We start from the raw sequence: 12,919 nt of genomic DNA, 5'->3' as shown, positions 1-12,919 counted from the left end.
CGGCCGCGTCAGTTCGCCGGCACGACCGTCAGCCGCCCGGCCTGGGAGACGATCTCATAGGGCTTCCCCTGGGAGTCGTCGGTCGGCGCCCAACGCGACGAGGCGTAGACGCTGTTGACGTCGGTGATCTGGATGACGTCCCGGCGCTCGACGATGTCGAAGCTCACCTGGAACGACGGGGCGCTGTCGAGCGGGCCGCCGTAGCGGGCGTAGTAGACCTGGCTCTGGCCCGGCGCCAGGGTGAAGTTGGAGAACGCCCCGTTCTGATAGGTCGACGCCGACACGCTGAACGTGATGGTCGCCAGGGTCGCGTTCTTGATGGTGATCAGGCCGTAGTTGACGTTCACGGCCGGCGGCGCGGGGCGCCAGTTGAGCCTACCCCCCTGGTTGCCAAGGAAGCCCGCGCCAACGCCCGGGGTCAACGGCCCCCGAGGGCCGGGGGCGGTGACGCCGGGGGTCCGGGTGGGGACCGGGCGCAGGGCGTTGTTGTTCCCGCGCAGGGCCGGGTTCTCGACGCGACGGGCGCGGAGCGCCGCGGCCCGCTCGGCGAGGATCGCCCGCATCGAGGGGAACGCGGCGGGCGGCAGCCGCTCCTCCATCGTCTCGCCCCAGGGTCGGAACGTCCGGGATCGTCGCGCCTTCATCGGTCCGCCCTCGTCGTCTCGGTGTCGCGTCGTGGGGTCAACATCCAGCAAGTCTTGCCGCGCCTCGCGTGGATGTCGAACGCAACCCGATTTTCTCGCGCCGAGGGGCGCGCCGACGAGGGCCAATCCCGGATTATTCGCGGACGTGGCCGTCGCCGTGGACGACCCACTTGGTGGAGGTCAGCTCGCGGAGGCCGCAGGGGCCGCGGGCGTGGTACTTGTCGGTGCTGATGCCGATCTCCGCGCCGAGGCCGAGCTGCCCGCCGTCGTTGAAGCGGGTCGAGGCGTTGACCATCACGGCCGAGCTGTCCACGCCGGCGACGAAGCGGCGCGCCGCGGCGAGGTCGCGGGTGACGATCGCGTCGGTATGGGCCGAGCCGTGCCTCGCGATGTGGTCCATCGCCTCGTCGATCGAGTCGACGACCTTCACCGCGAGGATCTTGTCGAGGAACTCGGTGTCCCAGTCCTCGGGCGAGGCGGCGTCGGCGTCGGGGACGATCGCGCGGGCCTTCTCGTCGGCCCGGAGCGAGACGCCGGCGGCCCTCAGCGCCTTCGCGGCCCCGGGGAGCCAACCCTTGGCGACGGCCGCGTGGACCAGCAGCGTCTCGGCGGCGTTGCAAACCCCCGGGCGCTGGGCCTTGGCGTTGACGATGATCCGGGTGGCGACGTCGGGGTCGGCGGCCTCGTCCACGTACACGGCGCAGATGCCGTCGTAATGCTTCATGACGGGCATCCGGGCCTCGGCCACCACGCGCCGGATGAGGCTCTCGCCGCCGCGCGGGATGGCCAGGTCGATGAACTCGGGCAGCCCCAGCAGCGCGCCGACGGCCGCGCGATCGGTGGTCGAGACCAGTTGGACGGCGTGCTCCGGCAGGCCGTTCGGGGCCAACTCGTCGGCCAGCACGCGATGGAGGGCGCGGTTGGAGTGGATGGCCTCCTTGCCGCCGCGGAGGATGGCCGCGTTGCCGCTCTTGACGCAGATGGCGGCGGCGTCCACCGTCACGTTCGGCCGGCTCTCGTAGATCATGAAGACCACGCCCAGCGGGACGCGGATCTGCACGGCCTCGATGCCGACGGGCCGGCGGCTGGACCGCACGACCTCGCCGATCGGGTCGGGCAGCGCGGCGACCTCCAGCAGGCTTTTCGCCATCTCGCCGATCCGCCTCGGGTTGAGCGTCAGCCGGTCGATCGCCGCGGCGTTGAGCCCCAGCCCCGGCGCGGCGGCCACGTCGAGGGCGTTGGCCTCCAGCAGCTCGTCGGCGCGGGCCTCCAGCGCGCGGGCCGACGCGGCGAGCCAGGCGTCCTTGGCGCCGGGGCCGGCGGTGGCCAGCGACCTCGCCGCCCGTTTCGCCTTCGCGGCCATGTCGCGACATAGGGCGTCCACGTCGCCCGCCTCCGCCCCGCCTTCGATCGTCACGCCCGTCCCCTTCGCCTCGGTCGCCATCGCTTACTCCCAGCCCCGGATCTCGTTCCAGACCTTGATCGCGTCGACCATCGGGCCGACGTCGTGGACCCTCACGACGTTCGCCCCCAGGGTGCAGCCCGCGAGCGAAGAGACGACCGACGCCGTCAGCCGCTCGGCCATCCCCTTGCCGGTCATCGTCTTGAGGAGCCCCTTCCGCGAGATCCCCAGCAGCAGCGCCCGGTCCAGCGTGGCGAATCGATCCAGCCGCCGCAAGAGATCCCGATTGTGCTCGTACGTCTTGCCGAACCCGATCCCCGGATCGATCGCGATCCGACTCCGCGGGATCCCGCGCGACTCGCACCAGCGGATCCGCCCCGCGAGGTAATCGAAGACCTCGCCGACGACGTCGTCGTACCGGGGGTCGTCCTGCATCGTCTGGGGGGTGCCTTGCATGTGCATCACGACGACCGCCGCGCCGGCCTCGGCGGCGACCTCGGCCATCCGATCGTCGCGGAGGCCGGAGACGTCGTTGATGACGCAGGCGCCCGCCGCGAGGGCCTCGCGGGCCACCTCGGGCTTCATCGTGTCGATGGAGATCGCCACGCCCAGGCGCGCCAGCCGCTCGATCACCGGCGCGACGCGCCGGATCTCCTCGGCGACCGGCACGACCTCGGAGCCGGGGCGGGTGGACTCTCCGCCGACGTCCAGGATGTCGGCCCCCTCGGCGGCCAGGCGCTCGCCGTGCGCGACGGCGGCGTCATGCTCGGCCCATCGGCCGCCGTCGGAGAAGCTGTCGGGCGTGACGTTGACGATCCCCATGACCCGAGGGGTCGGGCCGTCGACCAGCACGCGGTCTCTCGATTCCCAGATGGTGGACAAGGCGGTCTCCGGCGCTCTCTGGCGGCTGGCTAGCTCGCCCGCGTCATTGCAGGTCTTCCTCGGTGTACCAGGGCTGCTCCATCATATCCACGATCTGGGCGGCGAGTCGCTGGCAGGTCTGGTAGGTGGACGTCAGGGCGGTCTCGCCGACCTCCGGGACGAAGTTGAGCGTCTCGGAGATGATGGTCGGCTCGCGCCTCTTCTCGGCCTCCGTCGGCGGGTTGTGGACCCAGTTGACGCTGGCGTTGATGGTCCGCGTGAGCTGGCGCGGGAGGTTGAACGGGTTCTCGACCAGGACGTTCTTGTCGACGAAATTCACCGAGCCGGTCAGGATCGTGTCGGCGTTCTCGACGTCGTCGACCAGCCGGTAAGGCGTCCGGCGCATGATCTCCTTGTGGACCAGCTCCGTCAGCATCTTCTCCACGTCGCGGGTGAACGACTGCGACTTGAACATCGGGACGTAGACCGTCTGGACGCTCTTGTCGTAGGGGGCGCGGAACGAGTATCCGCAGCCCGTCGCCGCCAGCGCGGCCAGGGCGGCCAGGGCCCGCCGCCGCGAGGGCGCCGGCATGATCGATCGGGGGCGATTTCCGTCCATGGCCGCCTCTTCCTGGGACCTTCCGTGGCCTTCGATCACAACATGCCCCCCGGCGAGCCGCCCATGCCGCCGCCCATGCCGCCCATGCCGGTCATCGCCCCCATGCCGCCCATGCCGGCGCTGTAGTAGGGATCGGTGGCGTGGGGCTGGACCAGGATCTTGCTGGGGAGCGTGGGGCCCCGGCGCGGCGCCTTGGCCAGCGTCTCCAGCTCGGCCTTGGCCTTCACGGCCCAGGGGCTGTCGGCCCAGCGGCGGGGGATCTTGCCGAAGTAATACTCGGCCGAGGGGACCTGGCCGATCTTCTTGTAATACGCCCCGGTGTTGAACGTCCGCTCGGCGTCCTGGTCGTTGATCAGGTCGAGCGTGTGGAACAGCTTCTCGTTGTTGGCCTGCTCCTCGGGGAAGTCCCGCATCGCGCGGAGGACCAGGTCCCGCGCCTGCTCCAGCCCCTCGCCGTCGTAGTCGGGGCCGAGGTACGCCTTCATCCGGGCGTCGATCGCCCCCTGGTACGCCCTGTAGGCGAACGGGCTCTTGGGGTGGCCCTCGATCATCTCGTCGTAGTAGAGCGCGGCCGACTCGTAGTCGGCGCTCTTCATGTGAAAATCGGCGATATGCATCAGCGCGTCGTCGGCGAGCGGGCCGTCGGAGCGCCGGTGCCGGACGTGCTCCAGCGCCTTCAGCGCCATGCCGGAGGCGTCCAGCACGGGCTGCTCGCCGGTGAAGTGGGTGTACCAGGGGAGCTTCTGGTCCGGCTTGGCCTCGGGGTCGGACTGGGCCAGCCAGATCTGGGCGATCTCGTATTCGCGGCTCACCAGCTCGTCCAGGTGCAGCGTGCCGGGGTGCTCGGCGAACAGGCGGTCGTACGTCTCGTGGGCGGCGACGTACTTCTTGCGCCTGAACTGGGTCTCGGCCAGGTAGAAGAGGGCCTTCTCGGCGTAGGCCGTCCCCTTGCGGGCCCTGGCGATCCTGGAGAACGCGGACTCCGCCTGCGAGAGCCGCCCTTCCTCGTAGTGGGCGAAGGCGGCGTCCAGCTCCTTCTGGGCGTCCTCGTCGACCGGCTGCTTGACGAACTTGCCCCAGCCGTCGGAGCCCAGGATCTTGCCGTCGGGATTCCGCGCGGCGCCCGAGGTCGGGTCGGGGTCGGCCCCGGCGGAGGGGTCGCGGGGGCTCAGCCACCGCTTGAGGAGGTTGTCGGTCTCGGCGTCCTTGTGGGTCTTCGAGCGGGCCAGCTCGTCGGCGCTGAGCGGCCGCGCGAGGCCCGAGTCGTAGGCCGAGCGCCACTGGGCGAACGAGCCGCTCAGTCCCTGGCAGCCCGTCGCGGAGGCGACCGCCAGCGCGAGGGCGGCGATCCTGGCGAGGGTTGTCGTCGTCCGTGACGATGGGGTCATGGTTCCTCTCAGGCTCCCAGGTAGGGCTGGACTCGCGGCCGGCGGCCCAGGACGTGACTGACGACGGCCCCCACGGCCTGCCGGACGCTCGCGAGCTCCGACCCGGCCATCTCCCGCTCCCGCCACTCGTTCCCGGGGCTGGCGAGCGCCCGAACCGAGTCGATCGTCCGGCGCGATAGCACCGCGACGTGGGGCTGGCCGGGGCGGCACGCCGGGCACAGGGTCCCCCCCGTCGCCGGGCCGAACGCCACCGCCTCCCCCTCCGTCGTCGGCTCCCCGCACTGGCTGCACCGGTCGAGCGTCGGCATCAGGCCGATCTCGCGCAGGCAGGCCAGCTCGAACCGAAGTACCCTCCGAGGCCGCAGCCCCGCGTCGCCCAGATGCCGCAAGGTGATCCTCGCCGCGTCGAACAGCTTGGGATGCGGGTCGTGGAAGTCCGTCAGGTCGGTCAACAGTTCGGCGATGTAGTAGCCGGCATACAGGGCCGCGAGATCGCGGCGAAGACATGGGAACCGCTCCACCGGCGCGGCCTCGGTCAGCAGATCGAGGGACTCCGACGCCTTGGGAATGAGCACGATATCGGATACCCCCAGCAGGTCAAGCCCACCATGGAACGCCGATTTCAGCCGCCTCCCCCCCTTCGCCAGCCCCGAGACCTTCCCCATCTCGCGCGTGAACAGCGTGGCCACCGTGCTCGTCTCGAAGACGTCCACCGTGCGCACCACCAGCGCCAGCGACCGATTCGCGGCCAACGCCCCACCTCCCCTCCGACGTGCCCCCAACTGTTCAATTATACCCATGCCGGCCGAGCATGGGGAGGAGGCTCGGCGCATCTACGGTTTTAACCGTTGACGGCTACGGCAAAAACAGTAGACTGGCGGCGCGGTCGACGATCGCGATTCCTCGCCACGCCACCCTTGGAAAGGAGCCTTGATCGCGATGGCGCGACCCCGAGCGGAGCAGCCGACGCCCGGCGAGCTGGAGGTCTTGAAGGTCCTCTGGGAGCTCTCCCGGCCGGCGACGGTGCGGGAGGTGCTGGAGATCCTGAACGCCGGTGCCGAGAGGCCCAGGGCGTACACGTCGGCGATGAGCCTGATGAACGTGATGACGGATAAGGGCCTGCTCCGGCGCGAGCCGATGGGGCGGGCGTTCGTCTACGAGCCGGCGGAGGGCCGCGAGCCGACCCTGCGCTCCATGCTCGGCGAGACGCTGCGGCGGGCCTACGACGGCTCGGCCCGGCTGCTCGTGGCCCACCTACTCGACCAGTCGTCCCCGTCGCCCGAGGAGCTGGACGCGATCCGGTCGCTCCTCGACGACTACGCGTCCCGAACGCCGGCGGCCGAGCCGGAAGGAGGCGAATCGTGCTCGACGCCGCGACCCCGTCGCCGCAAGGGCTGATCGACCTGGCCTGGCTCATGCTGCCGCACTCGGCATGGCTCGGCCTCGTGGCCGGCTCGCTCGCCTCGCTGGCGGTCGCGCTCGGCCGCCCCGCGACGCCCCGCGCCCGCCACGCGCTGATAGTGGCGGCGCTCGTCGCCGTCGCGACCCTCGCGCCGGCGGCGGCCCTCGCGCAGCGCTGGTCGCATCAACAAGGGATCGCGCCGGCGACCGTCCGGGCGACGATCGGGGCCGCCCCGGCGGCGGCCTCGGGTTCGGCCCGCAAGCTCACGGCGAAACCCGTCACGGCCCCGCGAGCCTCGACGGCCGCCGGCCGGGCCGCGAGGCTCCGGGGGATGATCGCCGGAGCCGCCGCCGGCCTCGGCGCGACGCGGCCGTACCTGCTGGCCGGATGGGCCGTCGGCGTCCTCGCGTACGGGGCGATGCTGGTCGTCGGGGCCCTGTCGCTGCGCCGCCTCGGGCGCGAGGCGGTCCCCTGCCCCGCGCTGGACCGACGCGCCCGCGCCCTCGGCCGGGCGCTTCGCCTTCGCCGGACGCCCGCGACGCGCGTGCATCCCCGGATCGTCGAGCCGTGCCTGACCGGCGGGCTCCGGCCGCTGGTATTGCTGCCGTCGCGATGGCTGGCGACGGCCCCGGCCGCCGAGGTCGACGCGGTCCTCGCCCACGAGCTGGCCCACGCGCGACGGCTCGACCACCGCGCGAACGCCCTCCTGCGGGCGATCGAGGCCGCCTTCTGGTTCCACCCCGGCGTCCGCCGCGCGTCCCGGCTCGCCCGCCGCGAGGCCGAGCGCGCCGCCGACGCCCTGGCCGTACGCCTGACCGGCGACGCGCTGTCCCTCGCCCGCGCGCTCGAATCCGTGGCGCGCTCGCTCCCTTCACGTCCCCGATCCGCTCGGGCCGGGCTCGCCGTCGGCGGCGATCGCTCGGCCCTGATCCCCCGCATTCAGGAGCTGCTCGGCATGGAGCCCTCGCGTCCTCGATTCCCGTTCCGCGCCCTCGCCGCGCTGCCCGTGGCCGCGGTGATCGCGTCCGTCGCCGCCTCGACGGCCCCCGCCCAGGGATTGATCGGAGCCTCCGGCGCGGGGGGCTCCCTCGTCGCCCCGCCCCCCGCCGACGAGGCGTCGGAAGCCGCCCAGGCCGCCTGGTTGGCTCGCGTCCACGAGCTGCGCGGCAAGATCAAGGAGCCCGAGTCCGACCGATACGCGATGAGCGCCCTCTTCCGGCTCGTCCCCGGCAACCCTCGCCGGGCCGCGAACGTCACGCCCCCCGAGTTGCCGATCGAGCAGCTGACGGAGGAGGACGTCATCCGGCTGGCTTCGACCCGTCCCGCGCGGCTCTCTCGCGAGGATCTCGTCACGCTGGTCCGGACGATCCCCCACGGCCTGGGCGACTCGGCGAAGCTGTCGCGGGAGGAGTTGCTGCGACTCGCCGATCCCCACCAGGTCAGCTTCGAGGTGAGGTTCCTTCAGGCGCGTCACGACCCCGAGCTTGTCCCGCCCGCGCCCCTTGGGGACCAGGCCCAGGCAGCCCAGCCCCTGCCGGCGGCGGTGCTCCAAAAACTCGTCGAGGACTTCGTCGGGGATTCGCCCGGATCCGCGTTGCAGGCGCCGAAGGTCACCACCTTCGAGGGGGCCTCGGCGCTGATCTTCACGGGCGGCGAGCCGTTGGACGAGGAGACGGAGCGGGCGTTGACGACGGCCGGCGACCGCGAAGGCGACCAGCCGCGTGTCGTCGCCCGCCTCGACGGCGCGCTCCCGGGACCCGAAGACCTCCAGGGTCTGGTCGTCACCGATCAACTCCACGGCGCCCTTCGCGTCCAGTTGACGGCGATCCGCAAGCCGTGGGGCCATGCGATCGAAGCCCGTACCCTCGCGACCGTCCACGACGGCGCGGCCGGCGCCGAGGCCGCCCCGAAGGCCTTCGGGCGACTCGCCAGGGTCAACGTCCCGGACGGCTTCAGCATCCTGCTCGACTCCGGCGTCGACGCCATCGGCGCCGACGACGATCCGTCCGGCCCCTCACTCCGGACGCTCATCGCCATCACCCCGCGACACATCCTCAGCGAGGAGGAAGAGGAAGCCGTCAATGGCCCGGTGGAAGGGTTCGCCTCCCGCGAGCCCTCCGCGCCTTGAGGCGTCGCCGAGGCCGTCGGCTCCCTGGCGACGGCCTCGCGCGAGGGTCGACGATCGGAACTCCCCCGCGAGCCCTCTCGGCCCCGTCGTCGCGCGGCCGGGCCGGCTCGCGAAAAATATCGAGAAACCTGAAATCCCACGCCGCCCGCCGCGGAGTATACGGCCGATTGATGACCATGCTCTTTGACATCCCGGAATCGGCGAACGGCGGCGAGGGTGCCACGGACGAGCCCGCGTCGCAAGCGTCGCAGGGCTACGGCCCGGCGAGGTCACTTCCGCCTCCGGAAGAACGCGGCCGCGTGAGCGGCGCGCGAGGGCGGCCGCGCGGATCGGAGACGGTGCCGCCCGCGCGGACGACGAACCGCCGCAATCCTCGACTCCCGACGCCCGCCCGGCCCTCCGAGCCACCCGCTCCCGCGGCGGACCGGACGTGAGTGGCATGTTCGGCGGCGATAAAACCACTTCGAAGACGACGAACGAAGCCAACGCGAAAACGGATTAAACATCCATCGCGAAATGACTTGCATCGCCCATCGGCGTTACGCCCGCGCGCGAACGAACCCAAGCTCCAGGGGGGAGCGACGACTTGGGGATCGCGCCGGCGGCGTGGGCCTTGACCCGTCGCGATCCCCGAGACGTGGAGGCCCCGCCGGCCCTTCGGGCGAATCCCCGCGGGCGGGCGATGCGGACGCGGGCCCGACTCCTGAAGGCAAGAAAAACCTCATCGAACACGACGAACGAAGCCAACGAGATTTCGCCTCAACCCACATGATCACAAACACTTAAGTACATACTCCGCGAGAGACGGGCGCGCGAACGAAGCCAAGCACGCGACATCGTCGGGGCCTCGGCCTGGGGCGGTCGGATTGGTGGGGTGGGGTCGAACGGCGAGGGAGCGGCACGATCGGAGGTATCGCCGGGTCGTGATGTATGGTGGAATACTCCGCTCCCCTCATCAATGGGACGAATCCGCCGCATCCCGAGCCCGAGGACACGCCGCATGTCGACGGAATCAGCCGCCTCAGCCTCGCGTCCCGACCGGGTGGTCCTGCCCCGCGTGCTGGGGCCCCTCACGGCGCTCAGCGTGGTGGTCGGGTCGGTGATCGGCTCGGGGATCTTCATCGTGCCGGCGCGGGTCGCGCACGAGTTGCCGTTCCTGGCGGGCATCCTGGCGGTGTGGGTCCTGGCGGGGGCGTTCACGACGGCCGGGGCGCTGACGCTCGCGGAACTCGCCGCGATGCTCCCGCAGGCGGGGGGGCCTTACGTCTATCTCCGCGAGGCCTACGGCCGGCTGCCGGCGTTCCTGTTCGGCTGGTCGGAGTTGACCGTCTCGCGGGCCGGGTCGATGGCGACGCTCGCCGCGGCGTTCGCGCGGTACTTCGCCCAGGTCTTCCCCGCCCCGGAGGCCATCGGAGCGGCGGGGTGGCAGGCGATCGCGGCGTGCTCGGCCATCGGGATCGTCACGGCCGTCAACGTGATGGGGACCCGGGGCGGCGGCGGCCTCCAGGTCGTCGGGACCGCGCTTAAGGTCGGCGGCGTGCTCGCCCTGATCGCCCTGCCGTTCGCGGTCGGCGGCGGGTCGACGGAGAACTTCTCGCCCTGGCTCCTGTCGGACGGCCACGCGGGCGGCCTGTTCGCCGGCGCGATGGTCGCCATGGTCGGCGTCCTCTGGGCGTACGACGGCTGGATGAGCGTCACCCCTCTGGCCGAGGAGATCCGCGAGCCCGGCCGCAACATCCCCCGCGCCCTCATCCTGGGGATGTCGATCCTGGTGGCGATCTACCTGGCGATGACGCTGGCCTACCACTACGTCCTGCCGATGGACGCCGTGGCCGCCGCCCACAACGCCAGCGGGTCCAACATCGCCAACGCGGTGGCGGCCGTCTACTGCAAGGCCCTGCTGGGCGCCGGCGGCGTGCTGGCGATCTCCGCCCTGGTGATGTGCTCGACGTTCATCTCGCTGAACGGCAACACCCTGACCGGCCCCCGGTCTTATTTCGCCATGGCCCGCGACGGCCTGCTCCCCGAGTGGTTCGTCCGCATCCACCCCCGGTACCAGACGCCGGCGAACGCGATCCTCTCCCAGGCCATCTGGGCCGTCGGCCTGACCGTGGCGGGGACCGTCCTGATCCTCGTGCCCCCCCCGACGTCCTCGACGTGGCTGCCGGGCTTCGTCACGACGGCCTGGACCGCGCTGAACAAGAAGCACCTGTACGACCTGTTGCTGGACTACGTCATGTTCGGCGCGACCGTCTTCTACATGCTGGCGGTCACCAGCGTCTTCGTCCTCCGCCGCAAGCGGTCGGACGCCCCCCGGCCGTACCGGACCCTGGGCTACCCGTTCACCCCCCTGCTCTTCGTGGCCGCGTCGATCCTGCTGCTGGGATCGATGCTCGCGGCCCCCGAGACCCGGATGCAGGCCCTCGGCGGCGGGGTGCTGATCCTGCTGGGCGTCCCCGCCTACTACCTCCTCCGGCGCGACGGCGAGACCGGGGCCGACGCCGAGACCTCCGCGACCGAGTAGCCCGAGACGCTCACCGCGACATCCTCCGGACGGCCTCCTCCACCGGGGGCCGTTCGAGGTCGGGGAAGAGCGCGACGAGCCGCGAGGTTTCGAGCGAGACGTCGGCGGGCCGGGGCTCGGCGAACGAGGCGTCCGCCCGGCTGTTGGGGCGGACGAGGGATTCGTCCAGCCTCAGCCCTCGGGCCACGCGGGTCATCAACTCGTGGCGACTCATCCGATCCGGGCCCCCGACGTGGAGCAGGCCGCGATAGGGGGACTCGACCAGCCGCGCGAGGACTTCCGCCGCGGTCGCGTAGTCCAGCGGGGTGCGGAACTCGTCGTCGAAGAACGTCCGCGGCTCCCCCGCCCGGAGTGCGGCGACGGCGTGGTCGAAGAACGTCTCGCGGCCGTTCCGCGTCGGGCCGTACAACAGGCAGATCCTCGCGACGACCGAATCCGACGCCGCCAGCGCGGCGCGCTCCGCGGCGCGCTTGGACTCGCCGTAGGCCAGGACGGGGCCCGGCTCGTCGGCCTCGGTCGAGAAGGCCCTGGTCCCCGGGAAGACCATGTCGGTCGACGTGAAGACCAGCCGGCGGCCGTTCCGCTCGCACCACTCGGCGACGGACGCCACGGCCTCCACGTTGACGACGCGGGCGCGGTCGGGGTCGCGACGGACCGCCTCCGCGTCGCTCATCGCCGCCAGGTGGACCACGGCGTCGGGGTCGGCCCGGGTCAGCCCGTCGGCGATCGCGTCCGGGTCGGCCAGGTCCACGGCGGCCGCGGCCGCCCCGCCCCAGGTCGCCCCGGCCGCGGCCGACCAGGGGGCGACCTCCCATCCGCGTCCGATCAGCGGCTCGCGCAAGTACGACCCGATCCGACCCGTCGCCCCCGTCAATACGATCCGCATGACCGGCGCGTCCTCCCTGGCGAGACCGAGGCCGGGTCGGGGCCCCGCAAGCCCCGTCCTCCCCCGGCCGATGATAGGCGATGGAACCGTCGAAAGGAATGACGGGGCGACGACGCGCGATCCCGCCGCGCGAGGAGGGGGCGGCCGATATGGACATCCGCAACGTGGCGCTCGACGACCTGGTTCTGGACCCCAACCTCAACCTGCGCGACCGCCTGGACGACTTCACCGTCGAGCGCTACGCCGAGGCGTGGGACCGCCTCCCCCCCGTCACCGTCTTCGAGGTCGACGACCGCTGGCTGCTGGCCGACGGCTTCCACCGCCACGCCGCCGCCATCATGCTCGGCAAGCGGACCCTCCCGGCCGAGGTCCGCCCCGGCACCTTCCACGAGGCGCTCGACCACGTCGCCGGCGCCAACCTGTTCCACGGCCTGCCCCTCTCGAGGGCCGAGCGCCGGCGGGCCGTCGAGGTGAAGCTCAAGCTCCATCACGACTGGTCCGACCGCCGCACCGCCGAGGAGCTGGGCGTCTCGCGCGAGCTGGTCGCGAAGGTCCGCAAGCAGCTGATCGAAGGCAACCAGATCCCCGACAGCCCCGGCCGCGTCGGCGCCGACGGCAAGCTCTACGCCACCGCCGGGCTGCCGAAGGATCCCAACGAGAACCGCCCGCGCACCAACGAGGACGGCGGCGCCTCGCGCGAGGTCGCCGAGCCCGCCGAACGCGGCCGACGCGGGATGTCCGGCGGCGCCACGCCCCCCTGGGAAGACGAGGGCCCCGCGCGAGCCCCCTCCGGCCCGCCGATCGCCGAGGAAGTCCACTTCGCCGGCGGCGTCGACCCCCGAATCATCGCCAAGTCCCCGCCGATCGCCGTCGACGCCCCTTCCATCGACGAACTCCTCGAAGTCATGGCGGCGCAGGTCGCCGAGATCGTATCCTGGACCGAGTCGGAAGGCTTCAACGAGACCTACGCCCAAGCCTCCGCCAGGGCCCGCGACGCCTTCCACGCCGCCGTCGCCCAGCTCGTCACCCGCGCCGACGAACTTCGCGGGGCGTGACCGAGAGTCG

The 12,919-nt window shown here is 71.9% G+C and carries 11 protein-coding genes; 4 read left to right on the top strand and 7 right to left on the bottom strand.

Features of this window, described 5'->3' with window-relative positions; translation table 11 throughout:
• Positions 1–8: 8 nt before the first annotated feature.
• The 6 genes from WG209_RS07610 to recO form a co-directional block, all read right to left on the bottom strand.
• A complete protein-coding gene (locus WG209_RS07610) occupies positions 9–644 on the bottom strand; it encodes a hypothetical protein (RefSeq protein ID WP_337174427.1) in 636 nt (211 codons plus the stop codon).
• 133 nt (positions 645–777) lie between these two features.
• Positions 778–2,088 (bottom strand): glutamate-5-semialdehyde dehydrogenase, encoded by a 1,311-nt coding sequence (locus tag WG209_RS07605; RefSeq protein WP_337174426.1) that lies wholly within the window; start codon positions 2,086–2,088, stop codon positions 778–780.
• A gap of 3 nt (positions 2,089–2,091) precedes the next feature.
• The gene (folP, locus tag WG209_RS07600; RefSeq protein WP_337174425.1) at positions 2,092–2,928 is read right to left on the bottom strand and encodes a dihydropteroate synthase; all 837 of its coding nucleotides are present in this window, start codon (positions 2,926–2,928) and stop codon (positions 2,092–2,094) included.
• A 43-nt stretch (positions 2,929–2,971) separates the two neighbouring features.
• Positions 2,972–3,526 carry an LPS assembly lipoprotein LptE gene (lptE, locus tag WG209_RS07595; protein WP_337174424.1) on the bottom strand — a complete coding sequence of 185 codons (555 nt, stop codon included), beginning with the start codon at positions 3,524–3,526 and terminating at the stop codon, positions 2,972–2,974.
• 35 nt (positions 3,527–3,561) lie between these two features.
• Positions 3,562–4,914: a tetratricopeptide repeat protein gene (locus WG209_RS07590; protein WP_337174423.1), complete on the bottom strand. Its 1,353-nt coding sequence runs from the start codon at positions 4,912–4,914 to the stop codon at positions 3,562–3,564.
• Positions 4,915–4,922: 8 nt separating this feature from the next.
• Positions 4,923–5,666 (bottom strand): DNA repair protein RecO, encoded by a 744-nt coding sequence (gene recO / locus WG209_RS07585; protein WP_337174422.1) that lies wholly within the window; start codon positions 5,664–5,666, stop codon positions 4,923–4,925.
• A 187-nt stretch (positions 5,667–5,853) separates the two neighbouring features.
• Between recO and WG209_RS07580 the strand changes: the two genes are divergently transcribed.
• The 3 genes from WG209_RS07580 to WG209_RS07570 all read left to right on the top strand — a co-directional run bounded on the left by WG209_RS07580 (position 5,854) and on the right by WG209_RS07570 (position 10,968).
• On the top strand, positions 5,854–6,312 hold the full coding sequence (locus WG209_RS07580; protein ID WP_337174421.1) for a BlaI/MecI/CopY family transcriptional regulator: 459 nt from the start codon (positions 5,854–5,856) through the stop codon (positions 6,310–6,312).
• Positions 6,276–8,444, top strand: a complete 2,169-nt coding sequence (locus WG209_RS07575; protein WP_337174420.1) for a M56 family metallopeptidase — start codon at positions 6,276–6,278, stop codon at positions 8,442–8,444. Before WG209_RS07580 ends, WG209_RS07575 begins: the two co-directional genes overlap by 37 nt.
• Positions 8,445–9,444: 1,000 nt before the next feature.
• A complete protein-coding gene (locus tag WG209_RS07570; protein ID WP_337174419.1) occupies positions 9,445–10,968 on the top strand; it encodes an amino acid permease in 1,524 nt (507 codons plus the stop codon).
• A gap of 10 nt (positions 10,969–10,978) precedes the next feature.
• On the opposite strand, the gene WG209_RS07565 is transcribed toward WG209_RS07570, so the two are convergent.
• Positions 10,979–11,854: a sugar nucleotide-binding protein gene (locus WG209_RS07565; protein WP_337174418.1), complete on the bottom strand. Its 876-nt coding sequence runs from the start codon at positions 11,852–11,854 to the stop codon at positions 10,979–10,981.
• 149 nt (positions 11,855–12,003) lie between these two features.
• On the opposite strand from WG209_RS07565, the gene WG209_RS07560 reads away from it, so the two are divergent.
• A complete protein-coding gene (locus WG209_RS07560) occupies positions 12,004–12,909 on the top strand; it encodes a ParB/RepB/Spo0J family partition protein (RefSeq protein ID WP_337174417.1) in 906 nt (301 codons plus the stop codon).
• Positions 12,910–12,919 lie beyond the last annotated feature (10 nt).

Origin of the sequence: Paludisphaera sp., from assembly GCF_037189885.1 — a bacterium.
Classification (GTDB): domain Bacteria; phylum Planctomycetota; class Planctomycetia; order Isosphaerales; family Isosphaeraceae; genus Paludisphaera.
The sequence above is the reverse complement of the archived record's forward strand: the minus strand, read 5'-3'. Positions and strand labels throughout refer to the sequence as shown.

Coding starts and splice junctions, on each gene's coding strand:
- WG209_RS07610 (WP_337174427.1), bottom strand. CDS start 644: ATGAAGGCGCGACGATCCCGGACGTTCCGACCCTGGGGCGAGACGATG.
- WG209_RS07605 (WP_337174426.1), bottom strand. CDS start 2,088: ATGGCGACCGAGGCGAAGGGGACGGGCGTGACGATCGAAGGCGGGGCG.
- lptE (WP_337174424.1), bottom strand. CDS start 3,526: ATGGACGGAAATCGCCCCCGATCGATCATGCCGGCGCCCTCGCGGCGG.
- WG209_RS07590 (WP_337174423.1), bottom strand. CDS start 4,914: ATGACCCCATCGTCACGGACGACGACAACCCTCGCCAGGATCGCCGCC.
- WG209_RS07580 (WP_337174421.1), top strand. CDS start 5,854: ATGGCGCGACCCCGAGCGGAGCAGCCGACGCCCGGCGAGCTGGAGGTC.
- WG209_RS07570 (WP_337174419.1), top strand. CDS start 9,445: ATGTCGACGGAATCAGCCGCCTCAGCCTCGCGTCCCGACCGGGTGGTC.
- WG209_RS07565 (WP_337174418.1), bottom strand. CDS start 11,854: ATGCGGATCGTATTGACGGGGGCGACGGGTCGGATCGGGTCGTACTTG.
- WG209_RS07560 (WP_337174417.1), top strand. CDS start 12,004: ATGGACATCCGCAACGTGGCGCTCGACGACCTGGTTCTGGACCCCAAC.